Here is a 17,725-nt window from a genome sequence, read left to right on the forward strand (position 1 = left end):
ACAATCTTTGGCAATTCGCAAACTAGTGTACTATCCAGCAGAAATCCTGGAGCAGGCTTGCACCGAAATAGGCAAGTTTGATAAAAAGCTCGGGAAATTGCTTGATGATATGTATGAAACAATGATTGAATTCGATGGCGTTGGTCTCGCTGCCCCGCAAATTGGGCAGCCCGTCCGTGTAGCCATTGTCGATATTGATGATGAAATGGGAACCATTGAAATGGTTAATCCCAAAATTTTGTCCTCGGCTGGAGAACAAACAGGGGTGGAGGGATGCCTGAGTTTTCCGGGCCTTTATGGGGAGGTTAAGCGGCCATCCCATGTCAAAATCGAGGCGCAAGACCGGAAAGGGAGAAGCTTTACCCTTGAGGCGGAAGGGTTCCTCGCCAGGGCTATCCAGCATGAAATTGACCACCTTGATGGTGTCTTGTTCACGTCGAAGGTGACACGGTATTTGGAAGAAGATGAACTTGAGGGAGTTGAAAGCGAATGACAAAAATAGTGTTTATGGGAACTCCCGATTTTTCGGTACCGGTCCTTAGAAGGCTGATTGAGGACGGCTATGAAGTAATCGGGGTTGTAACCCAGCCGGACCGGCCGGTGGGCAGGAAAAGGATACTAACACCGCCACCGGTAAAAGTAGAGGCCGAAAAACATGGGATTCCGGTCCTTCAGCCCGAAAAAATCAGGCTGAAGGACGAGTATGGAAAAGTCATTGACCTTAATCCCGACCTGATTGTGACAGCTGCATTCGGACAAATCCTGCCCAAGGAGCTGCTGGAAGCTCCAAAATATGGCTGCATCAATGTCCACGCTTCCTTGCTGCCGGAACTGCGCGGAGGAGCCCCGATCCACTATGCGATTATCCAGGGAAAGAAAAAGACCGGGATAACCATTATGTATATGGTGGAAAAGCTGGATGCAGGTGATATCCTTACCCAAGTAGAGGTTCCGATAACCGACTCCGATACGGTTGGAACACTTCATGGCAAACTGAGCATAGCGGGCGCGGACCTATTATCCGAAACAATGCCTAAACTTCTTGATGGTGAATTGGAGCCAATCAAACAGAATGAAGATGAAGCTACATTTGCATTTAATATAAAAAGGGAAGAAGAACGGATTGACTGGGCGAAAACGGGTGAAGAAATATACAACCAAATCAGGGGGATGAATCCTTGGCCGGTTGCATATACGACGCTTGACGGTACAGTGGTAAAGCTGTGGTCCTCCGAAAAAGTGCCGGTAAAGGGAGAATTCGCACCCGGACAAATTATTTCCTTGAAAGAGGATGGCATAACGGTCGGAACCGGGAATGGGACGGGAGTAAAGGTTACAATCCTTCAGCCCTCTGGTAAAAAGCCGATGGATGCCGGCCAATTTCTTCGCGGGGCAGGTGCAAAACTCAAGGAGGGGCAAAAATTCGGAGAATAACACCGGTGCGTTCCGGGTTATTGAAAGGAGAGAAGGGCATGCTTTATTGCCCGTAAAAATGGCGGCAAAGAGAAAAAATGTCCGGGAGACGGCTTTGGACCTCCTGGAAGCAATCGAAAAGAACCAGGCATACAGCAATTTGCTCCTGCACCATACAATTGAGAAAAACCAGCTTCCCCAAAAGGATATTGGACTTTTGACGGAGCTAACGTACGGAACCCTTCAAAGGAGCATGACACTTGATTATTATCTGGCGCCTTTTTTGAAAAATCCAAGGAAAATCGAGCGCTGGGTCATCCACCTTTTAAAGGTTACTGTATATCAAATGGTTTATCTCGATAAAATACCGGACAGGGCCGCCATATTTGAAGCTGTTGAAATAGCGAAAAAACGCGGACATAAAGGGATCGCATCGATGGTGAATGGGATACTGAGAAGCATCCAGCGGGAAGGGGTTCCTTCCGTTGAAGAGATCCAGGACCGGACAGTGAGGCTGGCCATTGAAACGAGCCATCCGGAATGGCTGGTAAAAAGGTGGATCAGCCAATTCGGTTTTGAAAAAACGAAGGAAATGTGTGAAATCAATTTGACTGCCCCGCTTCAAACGGGAAGGGTGAATCTCTCTAAAATTTCACGGGACGAGTGTGTAACACTTCTTGAAGGGGAAGGGTTTATGGTTGAAGCAAGCCCGGTCATCCCCGAGGCTGTGAGGTCACTGAAAGGAAATCTCGCGTCTTCCAAGGCTTTCAGGGATGGGCTAATAACAATTCAGGACGAAAGTTCGATGCTCGCCGCATACGCGCTTGGCGTACGGAGGGATGAAAAGGTTCTCGATGCTTGCGCCGCTCCTGGAGGGAAAAGCACCCATATTGCCGAAAAAATGGCTGGGACGGGAAATGTCGTTTCGCTCGACCTTCATGAGCATAAAGTGAAGCTGGTTCAGGAGAATGCGGACAGGCTTGATTTGCCAAATATTGAGGCAATGGCGCTTGACAGCCGTAGCGCCAAAGATAGGTTCGAACCAGAGTCATTTGACCGGATTCTTCTCGATGCACCATGTTCGGGCCTGGGGGTCATGCGGAGAAAACCCGATATGAAATATACGAAAAAAGAGGAGGACCTTGGCCGGCTTGAAAAAATCCAGCAGGAACTCCTTGATTCCGTGGCGCCGTTGTTAAAAAAAGGTGGAATTCTTGTGTACAGTACGTGTACAGTAGATAAAGGAGAAAACCACCGGAGTGTAACGGAATTTCTCAAAAGGCACCCCGAATATGAATCGGATAACGGGCTCGCTGACAGGATGCCTGAGGCGGTCCGCCCTTTGGTCGATGGCTGTGAACTTCAGATCATGCCACAGGACTTCGGGTCAGACGGGTTTTATATTGCAAGTCTACGAAAGAAGGTGTAACGGTTGGAACCGAATAATACAGCAAAGAAAAACAATGTGGAAGAACAGCAGAAGCCGTCCATATACTCACTCCAGCTTCACGAATTGAAGGAATGGCTAACCGCAAAAGGGGAAAAGCCGTTCCGGGCAGAGCAGATTTTTGAATGGCTTTATAAGAAGAGGGCTGTTTCCTTTGAGGAAATGAGCAATCTTTCAAAAAACCTCCGGGAAAAACTGGAGGAAAATTTCAAATTGACGACCCTCACAACAGCCATCCAGCAGACGTCGGCCGATGGGACCATCAAATTCCTTTTCGAACTACATGATGGCTATTCGATTGAAACGGTGCTCATGCGCCATGAATACGGAAATTCGGTATGCGTAACGACACAGGTAGGCTGCCGGATCGGCTGCACTTTTTGCGCATCCACACTAGGCGGGCTGAAACGGCACCTTGAGGCAGGGGAAATTGTCGCCCAGGTCGTTAAAGTCCAAAAAGCGCTTGACGAAACGGATGAGCGGGTAAGTTCTGTCGTTATTATGGGGATTGGCGAGCCGTTCGACAACTATGACAATATGCTTTCCTTCCTGAAAATCATCAACCATGACAAAGCACTGAATATTGGCGCCCGCCACATCACAGTCTCAACAAGCGGTATCATCCCGAAGATCTACCAGTTTGCGGATGAGAACATGCAGATCAATTTCGCCATTTCCCTCCATGCCCCAAATACCGAGCTAAGAAGCAGGCTGATGCCGATTAACAAGGCTTACAAACTTGATGACTTAATGAAAGCTGTAAGGTATTATATCGATAAGACGGGGAGAAGGATTAGTTTTGAATATGGCCTTTTTGGGAAAGTGAACGATCAAATTGAACACGCTGAAGAGCTGGCTGTCCTTTTAAAAGGGCTAAAATGCCACGTAAATCTTATTCCTGTCAACTATGTTCCAGAACGGGATTATGTACGGACTCCAAAAGATCAGATTTTTGCGTTTGAAAAAACCTTGAAAAACAGGGGAATCAATGTAACCATCAGGCGAGAGCAGGGGCATGACATCGATGCGGCATGCGGACAGCTGCGGGCCAAAACCCGCAAGGAGGAGTTGAAAAGCTAGATGAGAGCGGTCTATATGACTGACCAGGGGAGAATCAGGAGCCATAACGAGGACAACGGGGGGATTTTTGTAAATGGCGACGGCTACCGCCTGGCCATCGTAGCCGATGGCATGGGCGGCCACCGCGCCGGGGATGTTGCCAGCGGGTTGGCATTGGCCGAGTTGAAAAATTTCTGGGAAAATTCAAGAGGGATTAAAATTCCCGGCCAAGCCGAACGGTGGCTGAAGGAGCATATCGGCCTCGTCAACGGGGTGATTTTCAGGCATGCCCGCTCCAATGAGGCATGTGATGGCATGGGGACGACGATTGTCGCCGCCATTATGCTGGAGGATTCCGCCACAATCGCCAATATTGGCGACAGCCGTTGCTATATCCTCAATGAATCAGGTTTCAGGAAAATAACAGAGGACCATTCCCTTGTGAATGAATTGCTTCGTTCCGGGCAAATTTCAAGGGAGGATGCCGAAAACCATCCCCGCAAAAATGTTCTGCTCAGGGCGCTTGGCACGGAGGAAAAAGTCGAGATGGACGTCAGCACCATCATGTTCGAGGAAGGCGACGCACTTTTGCTTTGCTCCGACGGACTATCCAATAAGGTTAGCGAAAAGGAAATGGCGGAGGTCCTCTCAAGCGGGGCTTCGCTTGAGGAAAAAGCCTTCAGGCTGATTTCCCTTGCCAATGATTACGGCGGGGAAGACAATATCACCTTGGCGATTGTCGAGTTTGCCGGAGTCAGCGAGGGTGATAACTAAATGATGATTGGAAAACGCGTTAGCGGGCGATATAAGATACTTGATACAATTGGCGGCGGAGGGATGGCGAATGTTTACCTCGCACACGACATGATTCTTGACAGGAATGTCGCCGTCAAGATGCTCCGCCTTGACTTTGCCAACGACGAGGAATTCATCCGAAGATTCCACCGCGAGGCCCAGTCGGCGACCAGCCTCGCCCACCCGAACATTGTCAACATTTACGACGTCGGCGAGGAAGAGGACCTATATTATATCGTTATGGAATACGTCGATGGGCAAACACTAAAGCAATACATACAGCAATACTCCCCGCTCAGGGTGGAAGCGGCCATCGACATTATGAAGCAGCTGACTTCGGCGATTGCCCACGCCCACCAGAATCACATAGTCCACCGGGATATCAAGCCGCAGAACATTCTTGTCGACAAGCAGGGAAATGTTAAAATAACCGATTTTGGCATTGCAATGGCCCTTAGTTCGACAAGCATCACTCAAACCAACTCCGTAATGGGCTCGGTCCATTATCTGTCACCTGAACAGGCGAGAGGCGGAATGGCGAATAAAAAATCGGATATTTACTCCCTCGGCATCGTGATGTTCGAGCTTCTGACTGGGAGGCTTCCGTTTTTTGGGGAATCGGCGGTTTCCATTGCTTTGAAGCACCTTCAATCCGAAACGCCATCCGTACGCAGATGGAATCCGGATATCCCGCAAAGCGTGGAAAACATAGTTTTAAAGGCAACCGCCAAAGATCCTTTCCTACGCTACAACAGTGTTGAAGAAATGGAAGACGACCTGCGGACATCCCTTTATCCGGAGAGGATCAATGAGCCTAAATTTGTCATTCCGGAGGATAATGACGCGACAATAGCGATACCGGTCATTACCGCGGACCAGCAACTGAAAAACCTGGATGAAACAATCATCCATGCCCAGGACAGGGAAAGCGCGGCCGATTACACCGCGCCGCAGGAAAAGGCGAAAAAGAAACGGAAGAAATGGCCGATCATCCTCGTTTCCACTTTTGTGGCACTCGTGCTACTGGGAGTGATGACGTTAACCGTCTTTCCGGCGATTTTTGGGGCGAAGGACGTCAAAATCCCCGATGTCCGTGGGGGAACCCTCAACAATGCCATTTCCGATTTAAAAGCTGCCGGGTTTGCAATCGGTGAAACGAGGGAAATACCTGATGATCTCGTCGAGAAAGGGCTTGTGGTCAAAACTGACCCGCCTGGAGGCCATACCGCCAAGGAAGGGGCGAGGATTGATCTCTTCGTCAGCTCCGGGAAGGAAAGATATGAACTTTCTGATTACACAGGAAGACCTTTCAAGGAAGTGGAAACTCTTCTTAAAAAGGAACACTTCAAGAATGTCCGCGGAATCGAACAACATGATGAGAGCGATCCAGGGACAATCCTCCGGCAGAGTGAACCAAAAGGCAAATTCGTTGTTCCGGAAGAAACTGAAATGGAGTTCATTATCAGCAAGGGACCCGAAAAAATTACTCTCCGCGATTTGAGGGAGTATAATGAAAAAAGCCTTGCCGATTATGCGGAGTCGACCGGATTGAAAGTAAAAATGGCCGAGCCAGTTTATGATGAAACGATTGAAAAAGGGCTTGTTGTCTCTCAAACTCCTCCTGCCGGATCGGAGCTTTATAGAGGGGATACGGTCACCGTTGTGCTTTCAAAAGGGAAGGAAGAAATTCTCCCGAAGAAGATCCGGAGGGAAATAACGCTTGAATATGACCCGGAAGTACCCGGCCAGCCGCAAGAGTACCAGGTTTACATTGATGATGCCGTCCATACAATGACGGAACCGGCCGAAACAGGCGCGATTACATCCACTGAAACAATTGTCATCGAACTCCAGGTGCCATACGGGAAAAAAGCGGGCTACCAAGTCATACTCGACAATAGGGTCATTGATAATTACACTGTATCCTATGAAGATGCCGAATAAGTATAAGGCGGGCGGGAAGGGTGTTTTTACAGCCTTCAGCCCGCAAACTCTTGGGGAAAACGATAAATCAAGGAGTGTGTATATGCCTGAAGGGAAAATCATCAAGGCATTAAGCGGTTTTTACTATGTTGTCCATAATGGAACGGTTACCCAATGCAGGGGCAGGGGCGTTTTTCGGAAAAACAAAATCACGCCTCTTGTCGGGGATGATGTTGTGTTCCAGGCAGATAATGAACAGGAAGGGTACATCCTCGAAGTAAAGGAGCGGAAAAACGAGCTTGTCAGGCCTCCAATTGCAAACGTTGACCGGGCGTTTCTCGTCTTCTCCGCGGTTGAGCCAGCCTTCAGCCCCGTCCTTCTGGACCGCTTTCTCGTCCTGGTCGAATACAACCATATCGAACCAATCATATGTATAACGAAAACCGATCTTGTGGCCGAAAGTGATTTAAGGGAGATTGAGCGTTATGCGTCCGATTATCGGGCAGCGGGTTATGAGGTCATCCTTGTATCTTCGGAAACAGAGACCGGGATTGAGCAGCTCCATCCTCATCTTGACGGGAAAATCTCCGTTTTCGCCGGCCAATCCGGAGTCGGGAAGTCATCTCTTCTGAATGTTCTTCGACCCGGGCTCGAGCTAAAAACGAGCGGCATTTCGAGCCATCTTGGCAGGGGGAAGCATACGACGCGCCATGTCGAGCTGATTGAAATCGGGGACGGGCTCGTCGCCGATACCCCCGGCTTCAGCTCGCTTGAATTCCAGGAAATCGAGGCTGGCGAACTCGGTTCGTGTTTCCCTGAGATTTCACGTTCCGCCGAAAACTGCAAATTCAGGGGCTGCCTCCATGTGAAGGAGCCGAAATGCGCGGTTAAGGCCGCGGTTGAGGAAGGTGTAATCCCTCAGTACCGCTATGAAAACTATTTGAATTTTTTACAGGAAATTAAAGATAGAAAGCCGAGGTATTAGTTATGGTAAAAATAGCACCTTCAATCCTCTCAGCCGATTTCTCCAGGCTTGGCGAGGAAATTAAAGATGTCGAGCGGGGCGGGGCGGACTACATCCATGTGGATGTGATGGACGGCCACTTTGTACCGAACATCACCATCGGTCCGCTGATTGTCGAGGCAATCCGCCCGATAACGGACCTTCCGCTCGACGTGCACCTTATGATTGAAAACCCTGACCAATACATTGAGGCGTTTGCGAAAGCGGGTGCGGACTACATCACGGTCCATGTTGAGGCTAGCCGCCATCTGCACCGGACAAACCAAATCATTAAAAGCTTTGGCGTCAAGGCTGGCGTAGTCCTGAACCCTGCGACTCCCGTAGAGTCGATTAAGCATATCATTGAAGATGTCGACATGGTGCTGCTTATGACCGTTAATCCGGGATTTGGGGGGCAAAAGTTCATACCGGGGGTCCTCCCGAAAATTCGTGAAGTAAAAGCAATGGCTTTAGCAACCGGCAAGGACATTGAAATTGAAGTAGACGGCGGGGTTAACGCCGAAACCGCCAAATTATGCATTGATGCAGGAGCAACCGTTCTTGTTGCGGGCTCGGCGGTCTATGGACACGTTGACAGGGCAAAAGCAATAGCCGACATTCGCGGATAAAAGGAATGGGAACAGCCAGCTTAATGCTGGTTTTTTCTTTGGGCCGGCAATGCCGGATGGGAGTTTTATTACGCCGCCTTGAATGGCGGAGGAGGTGTGCAAGTGATAATCAATATTGTTGGAGGCGGCCCGCGGGCATACATTCCTCCGCTTCAGGAATACGAAATCGCCCAAACGAAATGGGTAGGAGTCGACAGGGGCACTGCCGTTTTGCTGGAAAATGGTATTAAACCTAACGCCGCATTTGGGGATTTCGATTCTGTTACAAAAGAAGAATTGGCAAACTTTGAAACGGCCGTTCCCAACCTGAAAAAGTACAAGCCCGAAAAGGATGAAACGGATATGGAGCTTGCCCTTTCCTGGGCTGTTCGACAAAATCCGGACAGCATCCGGATTTTTGGCGCTACGGGAGGGCGAATCGACCATTTCCTTGCCAATCTTCATTTGCTTGAAAAATACGCCCATGAAAAAAGGCCATGTGAAATCATCATGATAGATTGTACCAATCATGTTTCCGTAAAGTTGCCGGGACTCTATCAAGTTGAAAAAGAGAGCGGCAAAAAATATATTTCCTTCCTCCCTGGCTCACAGGACGTAGCGGGCCTGACTTTGCAAGGATTCAAATACCCCTTGGAAAACCGTTATGTTCCAAAAGGTTCGACCCTTTGTGTCAGCAATGAACTAATTGGGGAAACCGGTACTTTTTCATTTTCCGAAGGCATATTAATAGTCATAAGGAGCAATGACTAATCTGTTCTCCGGTTTAATGTACTTATTTATAATAAGCGGAATATCCTAAATAAGAGTGCAGGTAAAGATTGAGCCGTGTGAAAAGGTGAGGAGGGGCACTATGAAATTTTATACGATCAAACTGCCGAGATTCCTGGGAGGTCTAGTCCGGGCAATGATTGGGATGTTTAGAAAAGGCGAATGAAGGTATATGGATGTTAGGGCACCCTTGAACTAGGGTGCTTTTCCTTTATTGTTAAGGAAACTATAAAATTGATCCTTGGGGATAACTCGAAACAAGTTATTGTAATCCAGCTCCAGAAGGAAAGCTACGGCAGCATATCATCGCACGAAGGAAAAGTGTTCTTCTTTTCCGAGGAGCGCCTAGCCCCTCTATGGTCTAAGCCGTGTCCAGCTTCAGCGGCTAGGGGCTCGGGGTCATAAGCCAATCCGTCTGAAGGAAAAGTATGCCTTCTGCCGGCTCGTCTTATGCCTGTCGCCCCTGGGCAAGCCGCTTATGCATTTCGGGGTTCCCTCCGGAGGGCAGGCCCGTCCTGCGGGCTCCGTCTTATGCTGGTCGGGGCTGACCACTAAGGAAAGCTCCTTAGAATAATCCTCGCAGGGACAAGCGGTGTGTGCTTGTCGCGAAGGCGCTTGCGCATTTTGTTCTTAAAAAACAAAAAACAGGCACCATATGGATGCCTGTTCCTGAACAGCATTATACGCGTTCTACTTTGCCTGATTTGAGAGCCCTTGCGGATACCCAAACACGTTTTGGCTTTCCGTCAACAAGAATGCGAACCTTCTGAAGGTTGGCGCCCCATGTACGTCTGTTAGCGTTCATAGCGTGAGAACGGTGATTACCAGTTGAAGTTTTCTTGCCTGTGATAACACATTGACGTGGCATATTGTTTCCCTCCTTAACATCCATAAGCGAGTACTTTTCTATTGTATGTTCGCCATATCCGGTTTCGTCCGGAGCGGGGAAAAGAAGTTAGTCCCCGTTTCTAAAAGATACCTTAATAATTTATCATACAACGATTATGATTGCAATAGATGAAACAAAAGCTTTCAAGAAAAAAACCTTGACATCAAACAGGGGGAGTTGCTGTATAATAAGCATGGCAGTATAACTTTCAAAAAAGGCCGGACTATAGTAAAATGGCTTTAGCAAATGAGCAATTACCAAAGGGGGAACGTTCATGTCCATCGAAATGAAAACGAAGTTCGGGCAAATCGATATTTCAAACGAAGTAATCGCGACCATTTCAGGCGGTGCGGCGATAGACTGCTATGGCATTGTTGGGATGGCTTCAAAAAACCAGATTAAGGACGGGCTCACTGAAATCCTGAGGAGGGAAAATTTCACGCGTGGCGTCCTTGTTCGCCAGGAAGACGATCAAGTACATATTGATATGTACATCATCGTCAGCTACGGAACGAAAATTTCCGAGGTTGCCCACAATGTGCAATCGAAAGTGAAGTATACCCTTGAAAAAACGGTTGGCTTAACGGTTGACTCGGTAAATATTTACGTCCAGGGAGTTCGTGTAACGAACCCGTAGTGAGGAGGAAGCATCAGTGTCAATGAAAGCGTTAAACGGTATACAATTTGCGGAAATGGTTATTCAGGGTGCCAACCACCTTGCAGCAAATGCAAAGCTGGTTGACTCCCTGAATGTTTTTCCCGTGCCGGATGGCGATACCGGAACGAATATGAACTTGTCGATGACCTCCGGGGCAAAGGAAGTCAAAAACAATGTCCAGGAACATATCGGCAAGGTCGGAACAGCACTTTCCAAAGGTTTGTTAATGGGTGCGCGCGGGAATTCCGGAGTCATCCTATCCCAGTTGTTCAGGGGATTTTCAAAAGCAATTGAAAACAAAGACACCATCAGCGGGAAGGAATTCGCCGCGGCGCTTGAAACTGGTGTCGAAACAGCCTACAAAGCTGTAATGAAGCCTGTCGAAGGTACAATCCTTACTGTCGCAAAAGACTCCGCGCGAAAGGGTGTCCAGGCTGCCAAGTCAACCGATGACATTATTGAAATCATGGAGGCGGTGCTTTCTGAATCGAAGGCATCCCTGAAGAGGACGCCAGACCTTCTCCCAGTCCTGAAGGAAGTAGGGGTTGTAGACAGCGGCGGCCAAGGCCTAGTTTTTGTCTATGAGGGGTTCCTTGCCGAGCTAAAGGGGGAAAAACTCCCTGATTCTCCCGAGGCAATGCCGTCGATGAGTGAACTTGTCAATGCGGAGCACCACAGGAGCGTCCAGTCACATATGAACACGGAAGACATCGAATTCGGCTATTGCACTGAATTCATGGTGAAATTCGAGGCGGACAAGTTTGCAGCCAAGCCGTTCAAGGAAGAGTCCTTCCGCCACGATCTCAGCCAATATGGCGATTCGCTCCTTGTCATTTCCGACGAGGATGTGGTTAAGGTACATATCCATTCCGAGCAGCCGGGCACAGTTCTTAGCTACGGGCAACGATACGGGAGCCTAATCAATATCAAGATTGAAAACATGCGCCAGCAGCATTCAAACATTGTAGGCGAAACCCATACGCCGCTCGTTGCCGCGAACGCGCCAAAAGAGCGCCGGGAATATGGAATTGTCACCGTATCAATGGGAGCCGGCATTGCGGAATTATTCCGGAGCATCGGTGCACATTCCGTCATTGAAGGCGGCCAGACGATGAATCCGAGCACGGAGGATATTGTTAAGGCAATTGAGGATGTCAATGCGGATCAAGTATTCATTCTCCCGAACAATAAAAATATTATTATGGCAGCCCAGCAGGCCGCTGAAGTAACCGGTTCGAAAGCGGTTGTCATCCAGTCAAAGACTGTACCGCAAGGGCTGTCGGCGCTGCTTGCGTTTAATCCGGGAGCCGATATGGAATCCAACGAAGCCGCTATGTCCGAGGCGATGAGGCATGTCAAGACCGGCCAGATTACATTCGCGGTCCGGGACACGAACATTGACGGGCTCGATATTGAAAAAGGCGATTTCATGGGCATCAACGAAGGAAAAATTGTTGTTAAAAGCAAGGAAAAAGTTGCGGCGGCCCAGGAGCTGCTGGCGAAAATGCTAGATGATGAATCGGAAATCTTGACAATCCTTCAAGGCGAAGGCGTTACCGAAGCCGAAATTGCCGAAATCGCTTCGTTTGTCGAAGATAATTACGGGGATGTCGAGATCGAAATCCATAATGGCGAACAGCCGCTATATTCGTTCATTTTTGCAATAGAATAAATATAGGGGAAAGGCATTCCACCAAATTGGCGGATGCCTTTTCTTTATACCGCCGTTTCGCCATAAGGAAAAGAATTTGTCAAAATACAAGGAAATTCGATAAAATAAAGGATAGGCTTTAAAGTACAAACGGGTTCGGCCCGAGCTGATAAGGGGAATGAACATGAAATACAAAAGTGTCTTTGATATCATCGGCCCGGTTATGATTGGGCCATCAAGTTCGCATACGGCTGGCGCGGCGAGGATTGGCCGTGTTGCCAGGAGCCTGTTTGGCAGGGAGCCGAAATGGGCGAATATTTCACTCTATGGCTCTTTTGCGAAAACGTACCGGGGCCATGGCACCGATGTAGCCTTGATAGGCGGTTTGCTTGACTTTGATACGGATGATCCGAGGATTATCCAAGCCATTGACCTTGCGGAGGAAAAAGGGATTAAGCTGAGATTCATAGAGGAAGACGCTGTGACTGACCATCCGAATACAGCAAGGGTCATCATTGGTGACGAAATGGGCGAACTCGAACTCGTCGGCATATCCATCGGCGGCGGAAAAATCGAGATTACCGAACTGAACGGCTTTGAGCTGAAGCTTTCTGGGCATCATCCGGCCATTCTCGTTGTCCATAACGACAGGTTCGGCGCAATCGCCAATGTTGCCAATGTCCTGGCAAGCCATCAGATAAACATCGGCCATATGGAGGTTTCCAGGAAAGAAAAGGGGAAAATGGCACTAATGACAATCGAGGTTGACCATAACATAGGGCAGAATATCCTCGATGAGATAGAAAAGCTTCCAAATATCCTGAAAGTAACGAAAATTGTCGATTAGATAAAGGGGGGAAGGCGGATGTTCCGCAATGTGGCAGAGCTGGTCGAACTGGCAACCAGCAAGAATAAGAAAATTTCGGAAATCATGATTGAGCAGGAAGTCGAAGTAACAGGACGGCCGAGGGAAGAAATCATCGCAATGATGGACCGGAACCTGCGGGTTATGGAGCAGGCGGTAGAGCGTGGCATCCAGGGGGTCAAATCCCATTCGGGCCTCACCGGCGGCGATGCCGTCCTAATGCAGGAATATATTAAAAAAGGAAATTTCCTTTCGGGTGAAATATTGCTTGACGCCGTAAGCAAGGCGGTCGCCACGAATGAAGTGAATGCGGCAATGGGCACTATCTGCGCAACACCGACAGCAGGTTCCGCGGGAGTAGTTCCCGGAACGTTGTTTGCCGTAAAAAGCAAGCTGAACCCGACGCGTGAACAAATGGTTTCCTTTTTATTCACATCCGGGGCGTTTGGCTTCGTAGTCGCGAATAATGCATCTATTTCAGGCGCAGCTGGCGGCTGCCAGGCGGAGGTAGGCTCTGCCGCTGGGATGGCGGCCGCGGCACTTGTCGAGCTTGCGGGTGGAACCCCTGAGCAGTGCGCAGAGGCAATGGCCATCACATTGAAAAACATGCTCGGGCTTGTCTGTGACCCTGTCGCTGGACTCGTTGAAGTACCATGCGTGAAGCGTAATGCGATGGGCGCGGCAAATGCGATGGTCGCGGCCGATATGGCGCTTGCGGGAATTAAAAGCAGGATCCCGTGCGACGAGGTAATTGACGCGATGTTTAAAATTGGCCAATCGATGCCGGCTGCTCTTAGAGAAACTGCACAGGGAGGTTTGGCGGCGACTCCAACCGGTAGGGAACTGGAAGCCAAAATCTTTGGAATCCCGCTTACAAAACAGTGAATACGAATCTCATGCAATCAGTAAAAGCCCTAAAAGGGATAGGCGAAGAAACAGCGGAGCTTCTGGCCGACATGAATATTATGACGATCAAGGATTTGCTCGAACACTTCCCGTACCGCTATGAAGATTACAGGCTGCGCGACTTGGCTGATGTAAAGCATGATGAGAGAATAACCGTGGAGGGGAAGGTTCATAGCGAGCCTTCCCTTGCCCGTTTTGGAAAAAACAAATCCCGGATGACGGTCCGCCTCCTTGTCGGGCGGTACCTTGTCCAGGCCATCATCTTCAATCAGCCATATTTAAGAAGCAAAATAAAAATCAGTGAAACAGTAACAGTTACAGGAAAATGGGATCAGCACCGGATGGCGATAACGGTATCCGAAATGCATTTTGGTGAAAACAGGGCCGGAAAAATGTTTGAACCCGTCTATACATTGCGGGGCAGCCTGACGATGAAAAACATGCGGAAATACATTGCCCAGGCTTTCGACCTGTATGGGAATGAAATTGAAGAAACATTGCCTGAAGGCCTTATTGCAAAATACCGGCTTCCCAACAGGCGCCACGCCCTGAAAATCATGCACTTTCCTGATATGCCGGAAGATGTGAAGAAGGCGAGAAGGCGTTTTGTTTATGAAGAATTCCTTGCCTTCCAGCTGAAAATGCAGGCGCTCAGGAAACTGGAGAGAGAACAATCCCCGGGCATTGTCCAACATTACGACGTGGACAGGCTGAAAGGGTTCATCGATGCCCTGCCTTTTCCTCTGACGGGGGCGCAAAAGAGGGTAGTGAACGAAATCCTCACCGACCTGAAATCGCCGTACAGGATGAACCGCCTTTTGCAGGGGGATGTTGGTTCGGGGAAGACGGTCGTCGCCGCAATCGGGCTGTACGCGGCCATTACTGCCGGACGTCAGGGAGCGCTGATGGTACCGACCGAAATACTCGCGGAACAGCATGCCGCTTCACTTAAAGAACTGTTTGAGCCGTACGGAGTCCGCTGTGAACTTCTGACAAGTTCGGTAAAGGGGAAGGCGCGAAAGGAAATTTTGGCGGCCCTCCTTTTGGGTGAAATTGATATCCTGATCGGGACGCATGCCCTGATCCAGGAGGAAGTTGTTTTTCACCGGCTTGGATTTGTCATAACCGATGAGCAGCACCGCTTTGGCGTTGAACAGCGACGTGTACTGAGGGAAAAAGGCGAAAATCCGGATGTCCTGTTCATGACGGCGACCCCGATTCCAAGAACACTTGCGATCACTGTTTTTGGAGAAATGGATGTATCCATCATTGATGAAATGCCGGCCGGAAGGAAGACGATTGAAACGTACTGGGCACGGCAGGATATGCTTGACAGGGTGCTGGCGTTTATGGAAAAAGAATTGCGGAAGGGGCGGCAGGCCTATGTCATCTGCCCGCTGATCGAGGAATCGGATAAGCTTGATGTCCAGAATGCCATCGATGTCCACGCATCCCTCGTGCACTACTTCCAGGACCGTTTCAAGGCAGGGCTCATGCACGGCCGCCTCCATTCTACGGAAAAAGAGGAAGTCATGCGTTCGTTTGCCGCAAATGAGATCCAGGTTCTAGTTTCGACCACGGTCGTTGAGGTAGGCGTCAATGTCCCAAATGCGACAGTGATGGTCATTTATGACGCCGAGCGATTCGGCTTGGCGCAGCTCCATCAGCTCAGGGGCCGGGTTGGCAGGGGCAGCGACCAATCGTACTGCATCCTTCTCGCCGAACCGAAATCCGAAGTAGGCAAGGAGCGGATGAAGATCATGACGGAAACAAACGATGGTTTTGTTGTCAGCGAAAAGGACCTTGAACTAAGGGGACCAGGAGACTTTTTCGGGAAAAAGCAGAGCGGCATCCCGGAATTCAAAGTTGCCGATATGGTCCATGATTACCGTGCTTTAGAAACGGCAAGGGAGGACGCCGCCAAACTCGTCCAGTCAAGGGCATTTTGGGAATCGCCTGAGTACGCAAACCTTAGGGAAGGATTAATCGAAGCGGGGTTGCTTAAGGGAGAGAAGCTGGATTGATCCGAAAGCAAATAAGATAATTACTCTTGCAATCTGGATATCTTACTTTTATACTACTGTTAGTACCTAGTCATAAGAGCAAATGGCGGTGGATGCGATGAAGCGTAATAAAAAGGAACGGCAGCGCGAACTTGTGATGACGATAAAGGAGAACCCCTTTATAACCGATGAGGAGTTGGCCGAGCTGTTTTCGGTCAGCGTCCAGACAATCCGTCTCGATCGGCTGGAATTGTCCATACCTGAACTTCGGGAACGGATTAAGAATGTCGCAGAGAAAAAGTTCGAGGATGAAGTACGGTCCTTGCCGATAGAAGAAGTAATCGGGGATATTATTGATATAGAGCTCGACCAAAGTGCTATTTCCATACTGGATATAAAAAAAGAGCATGTTTTCAAACGGAACAGGATTGCCAGGGGGCATCACTTGTTCGCCCAGGCTAATTCGCTCGCGGTTGCGGTCATCAACGATGAACTCGCTTTAACAGCGAAATCCGCATTGCAGTTCAAAAGGTCCGTTCATGAAGGCGAAAGGGTTATCGCCAAGGCAAAGGTAACCCGGATTGACAATGAGCATGACAGGACATTTGTTGAAGTGACAAGTTATGTGAACAATGAGCCCGTTTTCATTGGGGAATTTGAAATGTTCCGCTCAAATAAAAGCAGAGGTGGCAAAACGGATGAGGCTGGCAATTGACGCAATGGGCGGCGACCACGCTCCGAAGGAAATCGTCCTCGGTGCGATTAAGGCCGCCGACACATTTAAAGACATCGAAATCCTGCTTGTCGGCGATGAAGCTAAAATTAGGGAAACGTTCACCGGACATGACAGAATTTCGATTCTTCATACCGACGAAGTCATCCTTGGAACGGATGAGCCTGTTAGGGCAGTAAGGCGGAAGAAAAATGCTTCCATGGTCCTTGCGGCGAGACAGGTTTCGGAAGGCGCTGCGGATGCCTGCATTTCGGCTGGGAATACCGGGGCATTAATGGCATCCGGGCTGTTTGTGGTTGGCCGTATCGAAGGAATTGATAGGCCTGCACTGGCGCCGACACTTCCGACGATTGGCGGTGAAGGATTCCTCCTTCTCGATGTAGGCGCGAATGTTGACGCGAAACCGGAGCATTTATTCCAATTTGCATTAATGGGCTCCGTTTATTCAGAAAAGGTCCGGGGGATAACCAATCCCAGGGTGGGACTCCTTAATATCGGGACCGAGGAAAAGAAAGGCACCGACTTGACAAAGGACGCCTTCGTACTTTTGAAGGAATCAAACCTGAATTTTGTCGGCAATGTCGAAGCGCGTGATTTGCTGAACGGTGTGGCTGATGTTGTCGTCACGGACGGTTTTACGGGGAACATGGTATTGAAATCAGTCGAAGGAACGGCGATGTCGGTTTTTAAAATGCTAAAGGGTGCGCTCACGTCCAGCCTGAAAAGCAAGCTTGCCGCAGCTGTACTGAAGCCTGACCTTATGGCATTGAAGGACCAGATGGATTACTCCGAGTATGGCGGCGCGGCCTTATTTGGCCTAAAAGCGCCAGTAATAAAAGCTCACGGGTCTTCAAATGCCCAGGCGCTGTTCAGTGCGATCCGCCAAACAAGGGAAATGGTTGCAAACGATGTGACCGGGCTAATCAAACAATCGGCGGAAAGTGCAAAACAGGCAGAAAAAGAATCTTAATGTAAGAGGTGCT

At 49.2% G+C, this 17,725-nt stretch carries 18 protein-coding genes; 17 read left to right on the forward strand and 1 reads right to left on the reverse strand.

Features of this window, described 5'->3' with window-relative positions; translation table 11 throughout:
• The first annotated feature begins 7 nt into the window (after nucleotides 1-7).
• The 10 genes from def (at nucleotide 8) to spoVM (ending at nucleotide 9,203) form a co-directional block, all read left to right on the forward strand.
• Nucleotides 8-493, forward strand: coding sequence for a peptide deformylase (gene def / locus ADU24_RS08080; protein ID WP_053366144.1), 486 nt, complete (start codon nucleotides 8-10; stop codon nucleotides 491-493).
• Nucleotides 490-1,434, forward strand: coding sequence for a methionyl-tRNA formyltransferase (fmt, locus tag ADU24_RS08085; RefSeq protein WP_053366145.1), 945 nt, complete (start codon nucleotides 490-492; stop codon nucleotides 1,432-1,434). Before def ends, fmt begins: the two co-directional genes overlap by 4 nt.
• Before the next feature lie 58 nt (nucleotides 1,435-1,492).
• Nucleotides 1,493-2,842, forward strand: a complete 1,350-nt coding sequence (gene rsmB, locus ADU24_RS08090) for a 16S rRNA (cytosine(967)-C(5))-methyltransferase RsmB (RefSeq protein WP_053366146.1) — start codon at nucleotides 1,493-1,495, stop codon at nucleotides 2,840-2,842.
• A 3-nt stretch (nucleotides 2,843-2,845) separates the two neighbouring features.
• Nucleotides 2,846-3,940 (forward strand): 23S rRNA (adenine(2503)-C(2))-methyltransferase RlmN, encoded by a 1,095-nt coding sequence (gene rlmN / locus ADU24_RS08095; RefSeq protein WP_053366147.1) that lies wholly within the window; start codon nucleotides 2,846-2,848, stop codon nucleotides 3,938-3,940.
• Nucleotides 3,941-4,693, forward strand: a complete 753-nt coding sequence (locus ADU24_RS08100; RefSeq protein WP_053366148.1) for a Stp1/IreP family PP2C-type Ser/Thr phosphatase — start codon at nucleotides 3,941-3,943, stop codon at nucleotides 4,691-4,693.
• Complete coding sequence (gene pknB / locus ADU24_RS08105) at nucleotides 4,694-6,658, forward strand: Stk1 family PASTA domain-containing Ser/Thr kinase (RefSeq protein ID WP_053366149.1); 1,965 nt, start codon at nucleotides 4,694-4,696, stop codon at nucleotides 6,656-6,658.
• Between the two features lie 82 nt (nucleotides 6,659-6,740).
• Entirely contained in the window at nucleotides 6,741-7,622 is an 882-nt protein-coding gene (gene rsgA / locus ADU24_RS08110) for a ribosome small subunit-dependent GTPase A (RefSeq protein ID WP_053368845.1), read from the forward strand.
• 2 nt (nucleotides 7,623-7,624) lie between these two features.
• A complete protein-coding gene (rpe, locus tag ADU24_RS08115; protein WP_053366150.1) occupies nucleotides 7,625-8,269 on the forward strand; it encodes a ribulose-phosphate 3-epimerase in 645 nt (214 codons plus the stop codon).
• Between the two features lie 102 nt (nucleotides 8,270-8,371).
• Complete coding sequence (locus tag ADU24_RS08120; RefSeq protein WP_053366151.1) at nucleotides 8,372-9,019, forward strand: thiamine diphosphokinase; 648 nt, start codon at nucleotides 8,372-8,374, stop codon at nucleotides 9,017-9,019.
• 100 nt (nucleotides 9,020-9,119) lie between these two features.
• The gene (spoVM, locus tag ADU24_RS08125; RefSeq protein WP_048824436.1) at nucleotides 9,120-9,203 is read left to right on the forward strand and encodes a stage V sporulation protein SpoVM; all 84 of its coding nucleotides are present in this window, start codon (nucleotides 9,120-9,122) and stop codon (nucleotides 9,201-9,203) included.
• Nucleotides 9,204-9,716: 513 nt separating this feature from the next.
• On the opposite strand, the gene rpmB is transcribed toward spoVM, so the two are convergent.
• Entirely contained in the window at nucleotides 9,717-9,905 is a 189-nt protein-coding gene (gene rpmB, locus ADU24_RS08130; RefSeq protein WP_053366152.1) for a 50S ribosomal protein L28, read from the reverse strand.
• Nucleotides 9,906-10,200: 295 nt separating this feature from the next.
• Between rpmB and ADU24_RS08135 the strand changes: the two genes are divergently transcribed.
• The 7 genes from ADU24_RS08135 to plsX all read left to right on the forward strand — a co-directional run bounded on the left by ADU24_RS08135 (nucleotide 10,201) and on the right by plsX (nucleotide 17,712).
• Nucleotides 10,201-10,563 carry an Asp23/Gls24 family envelope stress response protein gene (locus tag ADU24_RS08135; protein ID WP_053366153.1) on the forward strand — a complete coding sequence of 121 codons (363 nt, stop codon included), beginning with the start codon at nucleotides 10,201-10,203 and terminating at the stop codon, nucleotides 10,561-10,563.
• Between the two features lie 22 nt (nucleotides 10,564-10,585).
• Nucleotides 10,586-12,256, forward strand: a complete 1,671-nt coding sequence (locus ADU24_RS08140; protein WP_442853755.1) for a DAK2 domain-containing protein — start codon at nucleotides 10,586-10,588, stop codon at nucleotides 12,254-12,256.
• Between the two features lie 163 nt (nucleotides 12,257-12,419).
• On the forward strand, nucleotides 12,420-13,082 hold the full coding sequence (gene sdaAB / locus ADU24_RS08145) for an L-serine ammonia-lyase, iron-sulfur-dependent subunit beta (protein ID WP_053366155.1): 663 nt from the start codon (nucleotides 12,420-12,422) through the stop codon (nucleotides 13,080-13,082).
• An 18-nt stretch (nucleotides 13,083-13,100) separates the two neighbouring features.
• On the forward strand, nucleotides 13,101-13,985 hold the full coding sequence (gene sdaAA / locus ADU24_RS08150; RefSeq protein WP_053366156.1) for an L-serine ammonia-lyase, iron-sulfur-dependent, subunit alpha: 885 nt from the start codon (nucleotides 13,101-13,103) through the stop codon (nucleotides 13,983-13,985).
• Nucleotides 13,982-16,030: an ATP-dependent DNA helicase RecG gene (gene recG, locus ADU24_RS08155; RefSeq protein ID WP_053366157.1), complete on the forward strand. Its 2,049-nt coding sequence runs from the start codon at nucleotides 13,982-13,984 to the stop codon at nucleotides 16,028-16,030. The genes sdaAA and recG overlap by 4 nt, the downstream gene beginning before the upstream one ends.
• Before the next feature lie 97 nt (nucleotides 16,031-16,127).
• Nucleotides 16,128-16,724: a transcription factor FapR gene (gene fapR / locus ADU24_RS08160; RefSeq protein WP_053366158.1), complete on the forward strand. Its 597-nt coding sequence runs from the start codon at nucleotides 16,128-16,130 to the stop codon at nucleotides 16,722-16,724.
• The gene (gene plsX, locus ADU24_RS08165; protein ID WP_053366159.1) at nucleotides 16,708-17,712 is read left to right on the forward strand and encodes a phosphate acyltransferase PlsX; all 1,005 of its coding nucleotides are present in this window, start codon (nucleotides 16,708-16,710) and stop codon (nucleotides 17,710-17,712) included. Before fapR ends, plsX begins: the two co-directional genes overlap by 17 nt.
• The last annotated feature ends 13 nt before the right edge of the window (nucleotides 17,713-17,725 follow it).

Source organism: Bacillus sp. FJAT-27245, from assembly GCF_001273955.1.
Lineage (GTDB): Bacteria > Bacillota > Bacilli > Bacillales > Cytobacillaceae > Bacillus_D.

What these genes read in the sequence shown, in the direction of transcription:
- fmt (WP_053366145.1), top strand. Translation starts at nt 490, where the DNA reads ATGACAAAAATAGTGTTTATGGGAACTCCCGATTTTTCGGTACCGGTC.
- rsmB (WP_053366146.1), top strand. Translation starts at nt 1,493, where the DNA reads ATGGCGGCAAAGAGAAAAAATGTCCGGGAGACGGCTTTGGACCTCCTG.
- ADU24_RS08100 (WP_053366148.1), top strand. Translation starts at nt 3,941, where the DNA reads ATGAGAGCGGTCTATATGACTGACCAGGGGAGAATCAGGAGCCATAAC.
- pknB (WP_053366149.1), top strand. Translation starts at nt 4,694, where the DNA reads ATGATGATTGGAAAACGCGTTAGCGGGCGATATAAGATACTTGATACA.
- rsgA (WP_053368845.1), top strand. Translation starts at nt 6,741, where the DNA reads ATGCCTGAAGGGAAAATCATCAAGGCATTAAGCGGTTTTTACTATGTT.
- rpe (WP_053366150.1), top strand. Translation starts at nt 7,625, where the DNA reads ATGGTAAAAATAGCACCTTCAATCCTCTCAGCCGATTTCTCCAGGCTT.
- spoVM (WP_048824436.1), top strand. Translation starts at nt 9,120, where the DNA reads ATGAAATTTTATACGATCAAACTGCCGAGATTCCTGGGAGGTCTAGTC.
- rpmB (WP_053366152.1), bottom strand. Translation starts at nt 9,905, where the DNA reads ATGCCACGTCAATGTGTTATCACAGGCAAGAAAACTTCAACTGGTAAT.
- ADU24_RS08135 (WP_053366153.1), top strand. Translation starts at nt 10,201, where the DNA reads ATGTCCATCGAAATGAAAACGAAGTTCGGGCAAATCGATATTTCAAAC.
- ADU24_RS08140 (WP_442853755.1), top strand. Translation starts at nt 10,586, where the DNA reads ATGAAAGCGTTAAACGGTATACAATTTGCGGAAATGGTTATTCAGGGT.
- sdaAB (WP_053366155.1), top strand. Translation starts at nt 12,420, where the DNA reads ATGAAATACAAAAGTGTCTTTGATATCATCGGCCCGGTTATGATTGGG.
- sdaAA (WP_053366156.1), top strand. Translation starts at nt 13,101, where the DNA reads ATGTTCCGCAATGTGGCAGAGCTGGTCGAACTGGCAACCAGCAAGAAT.
- fapR (WP_053366158.1), top strand. Translation starts at nt 16,128, where the DNA reads ATGAAGCGTAATAAAAAGGAACGGCAGCGCGAACTTGTGATGACGATA.
- plsX (WP_053366159.1), top strand. Translation starts at nt 16,708, where the DNA reads ATGAGGCTGGCAATTGACGCAATGGGCGGCGACCACGCTCCGAAGGAA.